This is a genomic window from Bdellovibrio sp. NC01, assembly GCF_006874625.1.
In the GTDB taxonomy this organism is placed as follows: Bacteria; Bdellovibrionota; Bdellovibrionia; order Bdellovibrionales; family Bdellovibrionaceae; genus Bdellovibrio.
In genome coordinates, this window is sequence record NZ_CP030034.1 from 701,848 (window position 1) to 719,262 (window position 17,415).

The 17,415-nt window shown below is 44.9% G+C and carries 13 protein-coding genes; 3 read left to right on the plus strand and 10 right to left on the minus strand.

Annotated features, from left to right (window positions below; translation table 11 throughout):
• Window positions 1–234 precede the first annotated feature (234 nt).
• Together DOE51_RS03435 and DOE51_RS03440 are read left to right on the plus strand one after the other, a co-directional pair.
• Entirely contained in the window at window positions 235–3,084 is a 2,850-nt protein-coding gene (locus tag DOE51_RS03435) for a hypothetical protein (RefSeq protein ID WP_142695191.1), read from the plus strand.
• A 130-nt stretch (window positions 3,085–3,214) separates the two neighbouring features.
• Entirely contained in the window at window positions 3,215–3,577 is a 363-nt protein-coding gene (locus tag DOE51_RS03440) for a hypothetical protein (protein ID WP_142695192.1), read from the plus strand.
• Here DOE51_RS03440 and DOE51_RS03445 read toward each other — a convergent pair whose 3' ends face one another.
• The 10 genes from DOE51_RS03445 to DOE51_RS03490 form a co-directional block, all read right to left on the minus strand.
• Complete coding sequence (locus tag DOE51_RS03445) at window positions 3,578–4,597, minus strand: small ribosomal subunit Rsm22 family protein (RefSeq protein ID WP_142695193.1); 1,020 nt, start codon at window positions 4,595–4,597, stop codon at window positions 3,578–3,580.
• A gap of 12 nt (window positions 4,598–4,609) precedes the next feature.
• Window positions 4,610–5,584 (minus strand): glycosyltransferase family 9 protein, encoded by a 975-nt coding sequence (locus tag DOE51_RS03450; protein WP_142695194.1) that lies wholly within the window; start codon window positions 5,582–5,584, stop codon window positions 4,610–4,612.
• 99 nt (window positions 5,585–5,683) lie between these two features.
• Complete coding sequence (gcvP, locus tag DOE51_RS03455; RefSeq protein WP_142695195.1) at window positions 5,684–8,554, minus strand: aminomethyl-transferring glycine dehydrogenase; 2,871 nt, start codon at window positions 8,552–8,554, stop codon at window positions 5,684–5,686.
• Between the two features lie 204 nt (window positions 8,555–8,758).
• Complete coding sequence (locus DOE51_RS03460) at window positions 8,759–9,364, minus strand: hypothetical protein (protein WP_142695196.1); 606 nt, start codon at window positions 9,362–9,364, stop codon at window positions 8,759–8,761.
• A gap of 90 nt (window positions 9,365–9,454) precedes the next feature.
• Window positions 9,455–10,183, minus strand: a complete 729-nt coding sequence (locus DOE51_RS03465) for a hypothetical protein (protein WP_142695197.1) — start codon at window positions 10,181–10,183, stop codon at window positions 9,455–9,457.
• Window positions 10,183–12,939 (minus strand): PKD domain-containing protein, encoded by a 2,757-nt coding sequence (locus DOE51_RS03470; protein WP_142695198.1) that lies wholly within the window; start codon window positions 12,937–12,939, stop codon window positions 10,183–10,185. The genes DOE51_RS03465 and DOE51_RS03470 overlap by 1 nt, the downstream gene beginning before the upstream one ends.
• Before the next feature lie 364 nt (window positions 12,940–13,303).
• Window positions 13,304–13,768, minus strand: a complete 465-nt coding sequence (locus DOE51_RS03475; protein WP_142695199.1) for an actin-binding protein — start codon at window positions 13,766–13,768, stop codon at window positions 13,304–13,306.
• A 67-nt stretch (window positions 13,769–13,835) separates the two neighbouring features.
• Window positions 13,836–14,159 (minus strand): DUF4286 family protein, encoded by a 324-nt coding sequence (locus DOE51_RS03480; protein WP_142695200.1) that lies wholly within the window; start codon window positions 14,157–14,159, stop codon window positions 13,836–13,838.
• Window positions 14,160–14,168: 9 nt separating this feature from the next.
• Window positions 14,169–15,506 carry a TldD/PmbA family protein gene (locus DOE51_RS03485; protein ID WP_142695201.1) on the minus strand — a complete coding sequence of 446 codons (1,338 nt, stop codon included), beginning with the start codon at window positions 15,504–15,506 and terminating at the stop codon, window positions 14,169–14,171.
• Between the two features lie 18 nt (window positions 15,507–15,524).
• Window positions 15,525–16,946, minus strand: coding sequence for a TldD/PmbA family protein (locus tag DOE51_RS03490; protein WP_142698158.1), 1,422 nt, complete (start codon window positions 16,944–16,946; stop codon window positions 15,525–15,527).
• A 231-nt stretch (window positions 16,947–17,177) separates the two neighbouring features.
• Between DOE51_RS03490 and DOE51_RS03495 the strand changes: the two genes are divergently transcribed.
• Complete coding sequence (locus tag DOE51_RS03495) at window positions 17,178–17,414, plus strand: hypothetical protein (RefSeq protein WP_142695202.1); 237 nt, start codon at window positions 17,178–17,180, stop codon at window positions 17,412–17,414.
• Window position 17,415 lies beyond the last annotated feature (1 nt).

Sequence of the window (17,415 nt, forward strand, 5' to 3'; positions counted from 1 at the left end):
ACTCCGACGAAGTCGGAGTATAGACAAATAACTCGACTCTCAAAAGGCTGTCCTCCGGGATGGCCTTTTGTGTTTTTTCCCAGAGTATATTTCCATGAAAATCCATGGATTCTTAAGGGGTTTTTGAGCGCTATCCGAGAATTTTTTTCCCAAATACTTCGATCAAAAAATCTTATCTACTCTCTAAGAGGGCTCTCCTCTATAACCGGCCTCTAATCAAAATGAGGTTGAGTAATGAACTTTAAGGTAATTCTGTCACTTTTGGTGGCAGCGACTGTTGCGCACGCACAAGAAAAAACTCCACAGCCACCGATGACTTTGGAAGAGGCTGCGAAACTTTATAAACCGACATACAAAACAAATTTCAGCACGGACATGACAGCGTTCATGCAGAACTCGCCAATCTATAATGGCCTGGGTTTCATCTATGTAAATCCAGATGGCGTGTCTCCGAAAATTACTCAATCAGTTATTTTCAATACCAACACTGTGAAAGTTCCTGTGACGACAACAACGATTGTTGATGTGCCGTACACATACACAGTTCCAGTGACTACAACTTCGACTGTGATGGTTCCATATACTTATACAGTTCCGGTAACTACGACTTGGACAACAAGCACAGTCATTCAAACTGAAGTTGTGACTCCGTATTCTATTACGACAAGTTCGAGCAAGTCTTATTGGAATAGTATGATGTTGCAAGGCTTCGGAAGTACTTCTGCAGCTGACTTCGCTAATTCTGTTTTAGGCGCTCCAGCGGACTCGAATATTTTTACGGAACAGCTTATTCATCCATATACCGGGGAGACAACCACGCAAAGCTATTGGTTGAATCAAAGCAAACCAACAACAAAAGAGGAAGTTTACGCCGCTTTACAACAATCTGGGACTGGCGAATATTTTTGGGGTCAGCACGTTGATTTAGCAAACACTTCGGTTCTAAGCGGAACAACAACGAGTACAACGATTTCGAATCCTTCAACTTATACGGATTCTAATGGCGTTACGTATCGTTCTCGCACTATCACGACAACGACTTATTCTTCTGTGGAAGATCGTTATATCACTCGTAGCTACAAGTGGGTCGATACAAATGAAAATGGTGTTGTTGACGATAACGACCGTATCACTGTCGCGAATATGACCGAGCATGGAAGTGCTGTGCGAACGACAACGACTGAAACTGGCGAAAGAGTAACTACGGAAGAGCAGACTATTACTGAGCAGCACTCTGAAACTCACGATGAAACTCGTGAAGGTACGCGTGAAGAAACTCGTACGGAAACGCACAATGAAGAGCGCACAGGCACTCGTCAAGAAGAGCGTTCTGAAACTCATGATGAAGAAAAACAAGAAACGACTTCGCAAGTTGTTGAGAATAAAAAAAACGTGTGGAAGTTCAGCTTCTCGCCAATTCTTTCTTTGGATATTCAATCACCAACTAAGATCACAAGCTTGGATTCACAATTCGCTATGCCAGTTGCATCTGCGAGCTTGAATCCGGTTGATAAAAAAGTGGGTGTTGCGGGTCCTAATAAAGGCTTCTTGGTTGAAAAGAAAATTCAAATCACTGGTGCTGTGGGTGGTGCAGTTGTTGCGCAATACTCGGCATGGAAACCAGGTACAGCTTTGACTTTGGGTATGGCGCCAATCGCTGGTACTGAAAAAACTTATCGCACGATCGTTGCGACTGGTATTGAAGCAGAAAACGTAAAAATCCCTTCGGTTCCTTCAACATTAGCTGACTTGCAAAAATTGAAAGTGGGCGACTCTTTGGCGTTTGGTCAAATGGGTGGCGTGATGTTCACAGCAGGTGCTGCTTATGTGGCATTGAATGTTGGTGTGAACTATGTAGCCGTTGGTCAATGGAAAACAGAAATCCAAAAAGTTGCGCCAAGCATTTACTATGTGAATCGCACAGCAGTTAAAATGAATAACTTCGGTGCTGCAATTGGTTCATCTTTGACTGTGGCTTACACTGTAAACCAATTCAAAAATGCGGATTCGCAATTCTCTTACTTGTTTAATGTAGCTGACGCTGCTGGTGCGAAAGCGCTTGAAAACTTCGTGTTCAACGGTATTGCTTTGGATGCGCAAAAAATCGTGAACTCTCAAGGTCAAGCTTCTGTGATGAAAGTAACGAAGCAAGAAAACATCGCTCGCGGTGCGCTTCGTACGATCAGCATGGGTGTGCCATACGTGACGGCAAGCTGGGGTAAAGGTCGTATTAACTCGACTCAGTTAACTCAATACTTCCCGGACAGCACATTGGGTGATGCGAACTATTCAGTATACTTGAAAGCTCGCGACAGCCGTATGTTTAACTGGATTGAGAACTCGACAGTGGCGTTCTCGGCTTCTCGTTACAACGTGAAAGACGCAGGCACATTGGCTCTGCAAGACTCTGGTTACATGGGTCAGTTTGTTTTCTCGTACACTGATACGCATACATCAAGCAATGAGTTGCAAGCTGTTGTGAACCAACTTGTTGGTATCACGGGTATGTACAATGAATTGTATGTTGAAATTCCTAAGACTGAGAAAAACTTGGGCTACGGCACAGTGGCGTTCCAATTGAACTTCGATAAATCAGCAACTGATTTCTTGATGGCTTTGGCGCAAGACCGTGCTGCTTCAGCAAAATTGGAAAGAGATGCGCAAGCATTCTTGACGAACTATGTTCGCGCGAACAAGTTCAACCGCCAAGCTGACACGGCACAAGCGGATCCAATCAAAATGTGCGGCACTGTCTACAACTATCATATTGGTGCGTGCGTTCGCCAAGCTCAAGATGCAACGTTGGATGCGACAGGTGAAGTGATCGTAAATCTTCGCGACATGAAAGCGGCCTTGGATCGTAATGATCGTGCGGCATTTACAACAGCTTACGCAGATATGGGTCGTTCATTGACGGCAAGTCCGTTCACGTTCCAAGCGGTTCTTTCAGCGGCTGTTGCTGGTACTGCGGGTAAAGGTGTTTCTTCGACTTATAATGTGTCGGGTACACGTATCAAGAATTACTCTTTGACTCCGTCATGGGATGCAAGCTTGGTGAACCAAGTTCTTCCTTTGAAAAAGTAATTCATTTTTAGAGTGAAAATTAAAAAGGCTGGGATAAAACCCGGCCTTTTTTCTGAGCAATAGAGATTTCCAAGTTGTCACTGTGCTTTGCTGACGGAGCTGCGTAGATTGAGTTTTTTGGAGGTCTTCTATGAAAATTCTTTTGGCGTTGTTAACGCTTTCTTTTGTTTCTTCCGCACATGCTCTTTCGAAATGTGAAACGGATGACGGTCATATGAAAATCACGGTTGTGCAAGCTGGCAGTGATCTTTCAATGCAGTTGGTAGAAAGCAAGTTTTCTAAGAATTCAGAAATCAAAGATACGGAAGTCCTTGAGCAGGAAGCTGTGAACTTCATCATCAAAAATACGCAATTAGAACAACTTGAAGCGAAACGTGATGCAATTACAAAAGCTTTGGTTTCTGGATTGTTCCAAATGCGTGTGATGGACGGTGAGTACGACATGGTATGGTCGTATGCAAGCGGCTACGCTCGCAATTTAAAGTGCCAATAGTTATTCGTAGATTTCGACGGGCGATTGAACGCGCAGTTCATTCGCCACTTTTTTAAGATCCGCTGGAAGTTTCACAAGAACACCACGCGGGATTTCTTGTTGCAGGCCAGTCTTGTGCATCCACGCCAGGAATTCGCGCTCTGGGCCTTCGCACACCATCTGACGGTCTTTGCCTTTTTCTTTCAATGGATCGCCAACAATACGCGCGGCTTTAATTTCCGCAGGCTTCGTTTTACGCATTAAAAGATAGCTTGTGGTTAATGTGCGATTCTTCATCGGCAACTGCTCTTCCATTTTCTGGAACCAAACGGGAGCTTCAAAGTGAATGCGGTCATGACACCAGTCGTGCTTTGATTGAGTCAATAATGGACAAGCTGATTGATGAGTGCACGGCGCCCACGCGTAATAACCTTTATCGATCAACTTCTGGCGAAGCTGCAAAAGCTTACGGCCATCTTGTTGTGTCGACGGTTCTGCGATCATGATAGCTTCACATTGATAAGCCCATTCAGGCAAATCAGTAAGTTCCGTCAATGAATAAGAAAATAACGCCAAAGTCTTTTTAGGATTGGCAGAGTGTTCTTTGCCGTAAGCGCGACTCCATTGTTTGGCTTTGAAGTTCGGGAAGAAATTTTCAATCAGCTTTTGTGGTTCTGAGGATCGTTCAATCAATGAGTAATTGAAATTCTGATTTTCGGCCAAAGTTAAAGAAGCTGTCGCAAGACCCGCGCCGAAGTCGATGACTTCTTCAAGACCGTCAAAGAAGCCACGTTTAGCACCCTCTGTGATCACGGCACGCAAGCGTGCTGAGTTCAACGGAAGATAATAAACCAAATAAGCGACCTGTGCGAAAGTTTCATTCCACGGTGTTTGGCCATCGGGTTTAGAAATAAAGAAATCAGATAAAGCCAAAACGTGTTTCGCCAAAACCTTGGAATCATTCAAAGTCAGTTTGTACTGCGCAAGTGCCGCAGCAATAGATTCTTCTAAAGGTTGTGGAATCGAAAAGCTTCTGTTCATGTAAAATGGAGTCTACAACATCGCGATCGTTTTAAGAAGCTCATCGACAGTAATTTCCTCCATCGCCTTATCATATGGAGGATTTTCGTTTTTAGAGACGAAAGTATGAACTTTTTCCCCACGCGCGGCCCATCTACGAGGATGCTGCACGCGAATCGGCGAATAAAGTCCCAGAACCGTCGCACCCAAAGACGCCGCCATATGGGCGACCCCCGTACTTGGAACGACCACGGCTTTGGAGTTTTTAAGAACTGTAAATAGCTCTGAAGCTTTCAATTTGTTTTGCAACGACAAGACTTTGGGATTTGCAGCAAAGTGAGCTTTGATATCTTTTAAGAACGGCTCATCGGTTGGTGTACCTGTCAGCACAACTTGCGTTTGTGGCGTTAACTTTTCGATAAGCTCGATATAATTGCGAGTCGGCCAGTTCAAAGCAGAACCCGCCATACCAGGGTGAACAACGACATAGTGACCAGTTTGCAAACCGTATTGCGCAAGCAATTGTGGATTGACCGGTGCCACCAATTTTAAAATCGGAGTCGCAGGACGGGCGGACGAATCACCCAAAGCAAAACGCAAAAGATCGAAGTTATAATCCGCTTCATGCTGAGTTGCACGCGAACGTTTTTGGCGAAGGCCTTTGTTTAAGAACAGAAAGCTATGCCATTGCGAGCGAACTCCCGCGCGAACCGGCACGCCTTCCATCCATAATGCATAACTAACCCACCATGGCGCTTGAAAGCTGACAGCGACATCAGGTTTAAATTCACGGATGTAGTTTACGAGTGCGCGAATGGATGTTTTCCAGTCGTCTTTAGAAAGTTCTAAGTAAGTGCGTTTAGGATCGGCATTGTCAGGCACAAAGCCCATACCTTTAGCGATCACCCAGCGAACCTCATCGCCCTTCAGTAGATCGGCTTGATCCACAGGCATTGTAGAAATCAAATCACCGATTTTATCTAGGCGGATTAATAAAACTTTCTTCATGAAGATCACTATAAGTTTAGCTTTTAAAAAATGCAGCCCTAAAAATGCAAAAAGCGGAGCCGATGCTCCGCTTTTTTATTTATTAATATCGGTAGAAGACTATCTGTACTCTTCAATTGAAGGGCAAGAGCATACCAAGTTTCTGTCACCGTAGGCGTTGTCTACGCGGCCTACAACTGGCCAGAACTTGTTAGCACGCAACCACTCAACTGGGTAAACCGCTTCTTCGCGAGAGTAAGGATGATTCCATTCAGGTTTCATCAACATCTGAGCTGTGTGCGGAGAATTTCTAAGAGCGTTGTTCTCTTTATCCATTTTACCGTTTTCAACAGCTTCGATCTCTTTACGGATAGAAAGCATTGAATCGATGAAACGATCCAACTCTTGTTTTGGTTCAGATTCAGTCGGCTCGATCATCAAAGTACCAGCAACCGGGAAGCTCATTGTTGGAGCATGGAAGCCGTAGTCGATCAGGCGTTTTGCAACGTCTGTGACGTCGATGCCAGATGTTTTCTTAATATCGCGAACGTCGATGATACATTCGTGCGCAACATAACCGCTCTTACCTTTGTAAAGAACTGGATATGCTTTTTCCAATTTCTTCGCGATGTAGTTTGCACTTAACAAACTAACCAGAGTCGCTTTGCGAAGACCCGATGCACCCATCATTGTGATGTAAGCCCAAGAGATCGGAAGAATACTTGCAGAACCCCAAGGAGCAGACGTTACAGAAGAGATACCATTTGCAGGACCTGCTTCTTTCACCAACGAGTGCTTAGGTAAGAACTCTTTCAAGTGCGCACCAACACCGATTGGGCCAACACCAGGACCGCCGCCACCGTGAGGGATCGCGAATGTTTTATGCAAGTTCATGTGAGACACGTCGGCACCGAATGTTCCTGGGCGGCACATACCAACCAGGGCATTCATGTTCGCGCCGTCCATGTACACTTGACCACCGTTAGCGTGAACGATTTCACAGATCTCTTTGATACCTTCTTCGTACACGCCGTGTGTAGAAGGGTAAGTGATCATCAAGCATGAAAGATTATCTTTGTATTGTTCCGCTTTCGCTTTCAAGTCAGCGATTTCAACGTTACCCAAGTTGTCGCAGTTCACAACAACAACTTGCATACCCGCCAAAGCCGCAGACGCTGGATTTGTTCCATGCGCTGAAGAAGGGATCAAGCAGATGTTTCTGTGACCTTGACCACGAGAGTGGTGGTACTTACGAATCACAAGAAGACCTGCATATTCACCTTGAGAACCCGCATTTGGTTGCAAGCTGACAGCCGCGAAACCAGTGATGTCGCAAAGTTTTTGTTCAAGATCTTTGATCATGTCAATCAAACCAGCTGCTTGCGCAACAGGTGCAAACGGATGAAGTTTGCTGATTTCTGGCCAAGACACAGGAACAAGTTCCGTCGTTGCATTCAACTTCATTGTGCAAGATCCAAGTGGAATCATTGAATGAGTCAATGTGATGTCTTTGTTTTGCAAGTGGTGGATGTAACGAAGAAGTTCAGTCTCTGAATGGTGAGAGCTAAATACTGAATTCGTCATGAACGCCGACTTACGAGTCACGTTCGCTGGCAAATCCAATTTCAAAGTGTCATCGATAGCAGCAACAGAAAGATCTGTTTTCTTGCCACCATGGAACGCCATCCAGATTGTTTCAACGTCTTCAGCAGAAACAGTTTCATTCAAAGCGATAGAAACTTTGTTTGCAGAAACCAAACGGAAGTTCATACCCAATGCTTCCGCATCAGCGATGATTGAAGCTGCTTTATCAGTCGTCACAGTCACTGTGTCGAAGAAAGCTTCTTTAGAAACGTTGTAGCCAAGTTTCGTCAAACCATCAGCCAAGATACCGGCCAAACGGTTCACACGTTGAGCGATGCGTTTCAAGCCTTCAGGGCCGTGGTAAACGGCGTACATTGAAGCCATGTTCGCAAGCAACACTTGGGCTGTGCAAATATTTGAAGTCGCTTTTTCACGACGGATATGTTGTTCGCGAGTTTGCAAAGCCAAGCGCAAAGCTTGTTTGCCTTGAGAATCCACACTCACGCCCACGATACGACCTGGCATCATGCGCTTATAAGCATCTTTCGTTGCAAGGAAAGCCGCGTGAGGACCACCGAAGCCGAGTGGTACACCGAAACGTTGTGAGTTACCCACAACCATGTCAGCACCCCATTCACCTGGAGGAGTCAAAAGTGTCATCGCCAAGATATCAACTGAAGCTGTTACTAGTGCACCGTGATCGTGGAATTTCTTCGCTGTCACAGAGTAATCTTCAACTGTACCTTCTGTATCAGGGTATTGGAAGAACACGCCGAAGACAGGTTTGTTGAAGTCATACGTTGCAGGATCTTGCACGATCATTTCGAAACCCAATGGCTCTGCACGAGTGCCAAGAACTTCGATCACGTGAGGATGCATTTTTGGTGAAACAACGAATGCGTTTGCTTTGTTTTTGCAAAGTGCATGCGCCATGAACATGGCTTCCGCAGCAGCGGTCCCTTCATCAAGCAATGAAGAATTTGAAATCTCCATGCCAGTAAGGTCTGCGATCATTGTTTGGAAATTCAACAACGCTTCCAAGCGACCTTGAGCGATCTCTGCTTGGTAAGGAGTGTAGGCTGTGTACCACACTGGATTTTCAAAGATGTTTCTTTGAATGATCGTTGGTGTGATGCTGTCATGGAAACCCATGCCGATGTACGATTTGAAAACTTTGTTTTTTGAAACCATTGCTTTCAATTGTTTCAAAAGATCGTATTCAGAAACGCCGCCACCAACTTGGGCGAAGTTATGATCCGTACGGATTTGTGAAGGAATGATTTTATCCGCCATCTCATCAAGAGAAGCGAAGCCTAAAGTCTTCAACATCGCTTGGATGTCGTTGTCGTTAGGGCCGATGTGACGTGGAGTAAACTCATTCTTTGAAGAAAGATCTGCTAATTTCATTTGTACCTCGGAAGTCCGAAATTTATGCCTTCAGTTCTAGCACACACACTAAGGGGATTAAAGCTTTGCAAGCTATCCTATCAGAGGGTAATGCGAGGCGATATCGACTCTAGGTAAATGTGAACACGATTTCAGCAAATGCAAGGCCTTGAGAGGGGAAAATGACGCCCTACTCCGGCGCAGGCGGAGCATAGACGAGCTGTTCTAGTTCGGGAATTCGCGACGGCAGTCTTCTAAAAGCTGTTTTTTGGGAACGGTATTGCAAGAACTCATAAGCCCACGGAGGACGTCGAGTTTGCGAGATTCTGACTGAATTTGCGCCCAGTGAGTTTTAATGCCGGTCATTTCAGAAAGCACGACGCCTTCTAAGCGCAACGCGAGTTTGAAATTGCTCGTTCCTGTGGGTGCATTCCAAATATCTGTCATGATCATGCGCATAGATTTCGGGAAAGCTTTGTTGAAAAAGCCCAACTCTTCCATCTTCATGCGAAACGAAGGATCTTGCAGGGCCGACGCTTTTTGCGTTTTGTAGAAGCTTTGCAAGTATTCACCACGTTCATTCAAAAACCGTTCATGATCTAACGCGCTGGCATTGCACAGGGTTGAGCACAGAGGGGGAGATTTGCGTTTTTGAATGTCAGCAGAGATTTGTTCGAACTGTTCGATCTCTAAAATATATTTTTGCCCCAGACGACTGACTTCTTTGATGTTGTGATCGGCATTGGGATTGGCAGAAATATTTGTCAGAGTTTGCACCGTGAAATATGACAACGCCGTCGTCGAAACGAGAGCAAAAACTACAACAGCCATGACGATGACTCCGCATAATTTTGCCAAAGACAAAAGCAGAGTTTTAAGAGCCGATCCCACGAAAACCATGGGATCGATCGTAGCAAAAAATTATTGCTCAGTCGCCAAAGAAGCGGACTCAGCCAGATTATTCTCTTGCTGCTTCTTTACGTTGGCCCAGATCTTTTGACTGACGGGTCCAGGTAAAGCCGCGGCAATATTCGCATCAGCATCTGGGTCGACAGCGGACCAGGTAAAAAGGACCTCGGCTTTTACGCCAGCCAAAGCTTTTCGTGATGCCATATCGGTTTGTTCATTATCGACGGCAGGATCTGCGGCAACAGCTTGCAGGACCTTCACGACTTCGTCATGCTGACTACCTTTCAGTGCTTCAAATAAAAAATCCACTGCGATGTTTTGATTGTGCGACATCGTATTGTCTAAAGCAGCAGTTAGCAAAACGGATTTTAGCGAGCGAATGAACGCCACATCGTTAATCAGTTTTTTCTTCGCCACTTTGTCATGTTCAAGAAGCAACGCCTTATTGGAAATCATCGCAAATTTATCAAGCTCTGCATGAAATTTATAATCAGCCCAAAACTTTTTAGATTTCTCTAATGAAGGTGAGGGCAGAGCAGCGACAGCGGGCGCCGTCGCTACAGGTTGTGAACTTGGAGTTCGCGATTCCATTTGCGTCTCTGCATTCGTGTCGTTGATCGCTGGCATAGCGACCGAGCTTAATTTTATTTCCGGGTGTTTAGGTGGTGCCGGGACCAAGGAGATCGCGGCCCCGACACCTATCGCAACTAGCACACTTGGAATAATTATTTTCTTGCTCATTATTTAAATACTCCACGAGTCAATTTATCTTTGAACAAGGCACGGTTTAAGTCTTTGGCGTTTCTATCCATTTGGAAGTAAGCCGTACCGTTTAAGTAACCGTTTGTAATCACGATGTTGTGGTACACGTCGTTTGAATTCACAAACACGTTATAAACTTTACCGAAGTACTTCGTATTCTCGATGGATACGATTGGGTCTAATTTACCGCCCAACTCGACAAGTGCTTCTCCGGCTTTGAAGTCTTCAGCAGCCTTCATTGAACCGTCAGCAGTCAAGATTGGATGGTTCGGAGTGACTTTCAATTGACGACCTGATTTCATTTTGAATACCAAGATGTCGTGTTCAGTGTCGATCAACTCTGTCACCCATTCGTCAACTTTTGTATTTGCCAATGCCGTACTGCTGATGGAACCGCCGTTTTGCATTGTCATAACTTTCTTCTCGTTGTTCGTCAGAGCATCAAGGAAAGTTGTGTACTTCATGGATTTCGCAGCTTTTGCCTCCACAAGGATCTGCTGATCAGGAGTCGCGCAAGACGATACGCACACAGTTGCTACGTAGACCGTCGCTGGCATCACACAATCCGCATTTTTATTTTTCGGAGCAATCCATGGTTTTTCTGGTTTGTAAGCGTAGTTCATGAATGTTGGATACAATTCACGACTTGAACCGCCCACAGTTACATTCGTACCACCCACTCTGATTGCAACATCGGCAAAGTTCGTTAAGAACTCTTTGATGATTGGAAGTTTGTCCTGACATTTCACCATCCAGTCGTAACGACCTTTAGCTTCTGTATTGCTTAAAGAGTCTTGTGAACAGCGCATAGCCACGTAGTCACGGCAGTAAGCCTCTTCAACCCACGCAGTTGGAGTTTCTACTGAACTTTCAAGTTGAACCGAGTGATCGATACAAGCGTAAGTATTTGTAGTCACCACATCGCGTGTTTTTACGATCACACCAATTTGGTTTTTAGGACATGTATTAGAGCTATTTGCTTCCTCTTCACGAGTCGACTGTTCTTGTCTGCGAACAGCATCTGGATTTCCGTCACAAACGCGTTCTTCAACAGGAGCTGCACCCGTACAACGAGCACTGTCTGCTTGATTACCTTTGTCGTCTTTACATACGAAGATACGCGATTGCTTACCACCGCAGTCCGCAGAACATGCAGTGAATGTATCCGTACCAACCCAAGAGTAAACTGGACATTGACCCGCAGTTTTAATGGTACCTTGGCGAGCGTTGCTAGAAATCACTTGGCCATCAGTACAAACTTGGTCAGAAATTTGTGTATAGATATCAAAGATACCTGTTTCACCGTAAGCACAAGTTTTTGCTACTTGCACTTCGCCAGTCTCAACACCAGTTTTCACTGTGCCGTGGGAACCGAAGGCACCGCAACCATCATGACAGATCAATTGGTTTGCAGATGCTGAACCTGAAAGAACACCGTTATTACAAGTACGTGATTCACTGACTGTCGAGCACGAACCTGCTGGGCTTGCTGAAGTATAAAGGACTTTAGAAGCACCGTTAGCAAGCAATGAACCGTCAGGCAATGTACATGACTGTCCTTCGCAAGGGCCTTCGTTTGTAACTTCTTTCGTACGAGAAACTTCAACCCATTTCAAACTTTCAACAACAAGTTTACATTCTTCGACCACACGGTCGCGGTAAGAAACAGTTTTAGTACCGTTCACGCCGCAAGACTGTGAGTCAGAATAGATTTCACCTTGGCTTTCACGAGTTTGTCCTTGAACCGAACAAGCTTGTGGATCCACCGGAACTTCAGGTTGTACCGGCACATCAAGGTTTTCAATGACGTTGATTGAATGATCCAAAGTGATCCAAGGATCGTTACTGCCGACCAAATATAAAGTCGCAGTCACAGGATATTTACCCACCGCTTGATAAGCGTGAGTCACAGACTGATTTGAAGCTGTCGAGTTATCTCCGAAATTCCATTTAACCGCGCCAATTTTATTGGTTAAGCACTCGGGGATATAAACTGACATTGAGGTATCGACTTTGACTTTCGCCTCTGTCGCACCAGAAATCGCAAGGTCGGTGATGCAACTCATGTTGTCTTGGAATGTGATGATTGTAAGGCGTTGACTTAGGTTCGTCACCGCACCGTTTGCATCCGTAACCGCGACGCTGACGTTATAAACGCCCGCATAATAATAGGTATGGCTTGCGGCTTGGACGTTATTAACGATGTTTGTGCTAGCGTTACCGTTCGCATCACCGAAGTTCCATACAATTGATGTCGGAGTGATATTGCTTGGAACAATAAGATTAAAGGCGATGTCATTTAATGCAAAACCGGCTTGGGGTCCCGAGATCATCATCTGATCTGAAACGACAGCCGTTTTATAAGACACAACTTGAGTCGTTGCCGAAGTCGTCGACTTTTCTTGTGCCGTAATCACATAGCTACCAGACAATTTGAACACGGAAGTTAAGCCAGAAGATGTTGTCGTCGCTTTTGAAGCACCGATCGCTTTCCATGCGACCTTTTGACCGTTCACGCAAGTACCAGAGTCACTCAATGAATATTTAACTGCGCTACCGCTGGCAGCGGCTTCAGTACCAATGATCTTCAAAGCTTGATCGCTATCTGAAGAAGTGCCATTCACACACTCTACAGCAGCGGCTTGAACAGCATCAGCGCTTTCCGTCGTAGCGGTTTTTTGGCATCCAGCGAACAGAACAAAACTCAGGGGCAGTAAGACTCTTCCGTAGTTCATCGGCCACTCCTTGCTTGCATGCTTTAATGTTTGCAACCAAGTTCGAAAGTCACAATAAAAAAACCGGATACGAATCAAGGTGAGTTGTATCACCAACTAAGACTTTTACACTTTTTTGGATCTTTTAAATGTCGTTTTTTTCGTCGAATAATTCGACATCTTCAGAGGAGAAATCGTTATCTATATAAATAGTGAATTCGCGGCAGATGCGCCACTAGTAAGTCTTTGCAAGGTTTGGCTGGAGGCCTTCAAGCATAGATGTGCTATGCGCTGATATTCTTCTTTGGTAAGCAAGACAAAAAAAGAAGCCTCTGGGTTGCAGAGGCTTCTTAGACAGTTTGCTCAAATTTTTGCTGTAAAAGACTTACGCTTTTTTAGAAGTCTTTTTGCGAGTCGTAGCAGCTTTTTTAGTTACTGCTTTTTTCGTCGTTTTTGCAGGCGCTTTTTTAGCGGCTTTCTTCGTTGTTTTTTTCTTCGCTTGCTTGCTGAAGATTTTTTTCTCTAGTTCAGCTTTTTTCGCCAATGCTCTTTTCTTAGCAACAACGATGTTCTTTTCTAAAGAGTCAGCAGACTTTTTGATTTTGCTCAAAGTGCTGTTTACTTCTTTTTCAAGTTTCTCTTCAGAGACGCTAAGAACTTTTACGATCTCTTGGTATTTCTGCCAAGCTTGTTCCAACTTCTCGTCTTTCTTTTGATCGAAAGCGCCTTTAAGTTCAGCTTCGCGTTTTTTAATTTCGTCGCTCAACGTTTGGAAGCTCTCAAGAAGGCTTTGAACGTTTTTGTTTGAAGAAAGATTGTTCAAGATTTTTTGGAACGCTGTAGATGCCATAAAAGTCTCCTTTAGTCTGCTAGGCCCACCATACACCCAACAAGGGTGAATTTAAAGGGGCTAAGACTTATTTTGACGTAAAATTAATTGTCTCCAACCAGACCTCACGGTGGGTAGAGAACTGACCTGGGAATTTATCCATAGCTTTCTCGCGAAGTTTCATCGCGTGCTCAGACATGTAAGCTTTCAAAAGCTCCTCATCTTTGACGTGAAAGACGATGCGGACTTCTTTGCTTGAAGCGACCATAGAGCCGCCTTTGCGCAAGCAAAGTTCTGCGTTCAAAAAGCCAGGAACCTGAAGGAATTCAGGGATGTGCTCGGTTTTAAGCCATTCAACGTAGTTGTCATAAAATTCGTGTTGAACTGTGACGTGCACAAGATAAGTAACCATGGTTTTCCCTTATAGAGTAAATTTGAAGTCTTTGATTAGCATGCCAGGAATCTTTTTGCCACCGAAAGAGCGGTTCTCGTAAGTGGAAACTTCGGGGTCCACCTCTTGGAACTCAGTCACGGCTAACAAGTTTGCTCCTAGGCAATCATAAAGGCTTTCGTCAAAACGCAAATCCGCGATGGGTGCAACGATTTCGCCGTTTTCCACCCAGAAACACGCATAACGAGTCATTCCCGTGATTCGAGCATTCATTCTATCGGACCAATTCAAGTAATGCAGATTCGATAAATAGAGTCCCGTACCTAGTTCTTTCAAAATGTCTTGTTCTTTCAAAGTGCCAGGCAAGATTTCCAATGCGCGTGGGTACTCACCCTCGGCCGCATTGTTGCCTTTCACATCGTACTCTTTTGCAGAACGACTCGAGATCAGATAGTTCTTCAGCTCACCTTTGGTAATAAGTTCCAAAGTCTCTGGCGCAACTTCACCCAAAGAGTTGTATTGATGAGTTAATCCCATCGTGTAGTTTTCACGAAGCGACAACAATGGCGATAGGTGTTTTTCTTTATTCGCCAATTTTGTCAAAGAGCTATTGCCTTGTTTGTAGCCATTGAAGCTGAGTGAGCCCCAATAGAACATTGTCGAAAGTTCAGCAACTGCACCAGGAGCCAAGTAAGTACGATACGCACCCGGAGCCAGAACTTTTTTCGGGCGGTCCATCAAGCCCAATAAGTTTTTCGACTGCGCAAGTTTGGCTTCGAAAGCTTGTTGATCCCAACTTCTGCCGGCGTAAGAACCTTTCACGGCTTTTTCGCCCATATACAAAGAGTAATCCATAAAGAATGACTCATTCGCGAACCAGTGGCTTTGGCCTTTCGAGTTTCTGTTTGCAGAAATCAAAGCACCACCGCAGTAAAGACCAGCAAGGTCACTGCCTTGTGCAGCACGCGTGATCGAAACGAAAAGGTCTTCGTCATTCAACAAATAACCTTTCACTGTCTTATCACTGCTGCCATTGTTTTGGATTGGCACAATGTATGGATCTTCCGGAAGTAAATCACACTCTTTGCGAGCTTCTGCCAACCAATGATCGGCGCGTTTTTTATCTTCAGCAGTCACACCCGTGATTGAAAAACTTAAATTTGCGGATTTGCCTTTGCTTTGTAGACTTAAACCCAAAGTGCGTTGTTCAACGAAAGTGTTTTGGCGAACTTTGTTGTTATTAAATCTTACGAAGGTTGTTTCTTCTGCATGCAAATTCAAAGTAGCTGCTTCATCAGCAGTCAATTGACCAAGAAGATAATCCGCTACTTCGTTGAAGGATTTTTTTGTCGATTCTGTGAAATTCATTTTGCGTCCTTCCTGCAATTAAGCGCCGAAAACTTCAACGTTAGAGAACAAGCAATAAGGAGTCGTATGGCCCACACGAATCACTTGGTTCGGTTCGCCCTTACCACAATACGGAGAACCGTAAGTTTCGCGATTTTCGCTGACAGCTTTTAAGCTGTTCCAGAATTTCACAGTCGTGCCGCGATAGTTTGGATTTTTCACCGTCTTCGTTAATTTGCCGTTTTCGATAAGCTGTCCGTACTCGCAACCGAATTGGAATTTGTTGCGGTAGTCATCGATCGACCAAGATTTATTCGCATGCATGAACACACCACGCTCTGTCGATGCGATCATGTCAGCAAGTTTGCTGTTACCAGCTTCCAAGTTGATATTCGCCATACGATCAATCGGTGCACGATTCCAAGAAGACGAACGTGTGTTCGCAACTCCTGGTAAAGTTAAACGAGCTTGCGATTCAAGACCGCCTAAGCCACGTACTAGCAAACCGTCTTTGATCAAGAATTCTTTCGTCGCTGGATTGCCAGAATCGTCGAATGAATATGAAGCCAAAGCATCAGGGATCGTTGGATCGAAAGTCACGTTCATCAATTTTGAACCGTATTGCAAGTGGCCGAAGTCTTGTGGTTTCACGAAGCTCCAGCCAGCATAGTTGCGCTCGTCACCCAAGATGCGATCGTACTCAAGCGGATGGCCGATAGATTCATGCACTTGCAAAGTCATTTGATCCGGAGCGATTAACAAGTCCATCACTGTGTCAGGACAATTTTCTGCGTGAACTAATTCTACCGCTTCAGTAGCAATTCTTTTTGAACGTTCCAAAATAGAAGCACGATCAAAAACTTCAGCACCGATTTGCAAACAACGCGCAAGACCGCCTTGGTCAGAACGAGTTTGTGTTTCAGTACCATCTGAAGCTGTCGCTGAAAAATCTGTGCTGACGATAGAGAATTTTTGGTGAACGTCAGATCCCGAAGTGCTGACCGTGAAGAATTCTGATTCGACGATCATCGCTGTTGCTGAACGGCTGACGATTTTGTCTGAAACTTTCATCGCGCGAGTAGCATCGACGAAAATATCCGAGATTTCCTTCGCAGAAATGGAATCCATCGCACGCGTGACGGGTGAATGATAATGGCCCATAGCTTTGGGACGCTGCAAAATAGAAAAGTCATGAACTTTGAACGCCGAAGCTTGGCGCGCCATCAGGGTTGCTTTGGCAAAAGCTCGTTTAATGCCCTCTTCCGAAAGGTCGCTTGTGCCGGCATAACCGAAATGACCATTGACCAAAACCTCGGCCATCAAACCGTGATCGAACGAGATGCTGTTACGATCTGGTTTTTCATCACGAACCGTGCGGTAAGTAGTTTTTTCTGTCACGTGACGCAATTGGGCCCAGTCAACCGACCCCTGAAGTTGCGAGAGAGTTTTGTGCAAACCGATATTCAAATTCACAGTTCGACCTTTCTTCAAAGAAATTCGCTATTTCTCTATCGGATCAGAGAGGAAAAGACAACTTTCGACAGCCATTTTTGTGGAAAGTTCCATGAGTTAGTACCTCAAGTGTAACAGGGACAAATTGAGTCCGTTTATTCTTGGCAAGGTGATTGCTTTAGTAAAAGCGCAGGATGTTCCTGGTGCCAAACCGAACCATCACCAGGACGGGAGTGAAACATGAGAGTCGTACTTGCAGCACTAACAACTTTCTTAATCGTCCTTTTCGTACAAACTGGATCAGCGGCGGAAGCGTCTCAACATCCAGCTTGCTCTATGACAAGCGAAGGCATCTTTAACGGCCAATGGGTGAAGCACCGTATCGTTTCTGGTGAAGAAGTCCTGTATGGCTCAAACACGATGGAGTCGATCTTTTCTCAACTTGATTCCTTGCGCGCACGCGGTCTTTGCAACTAAG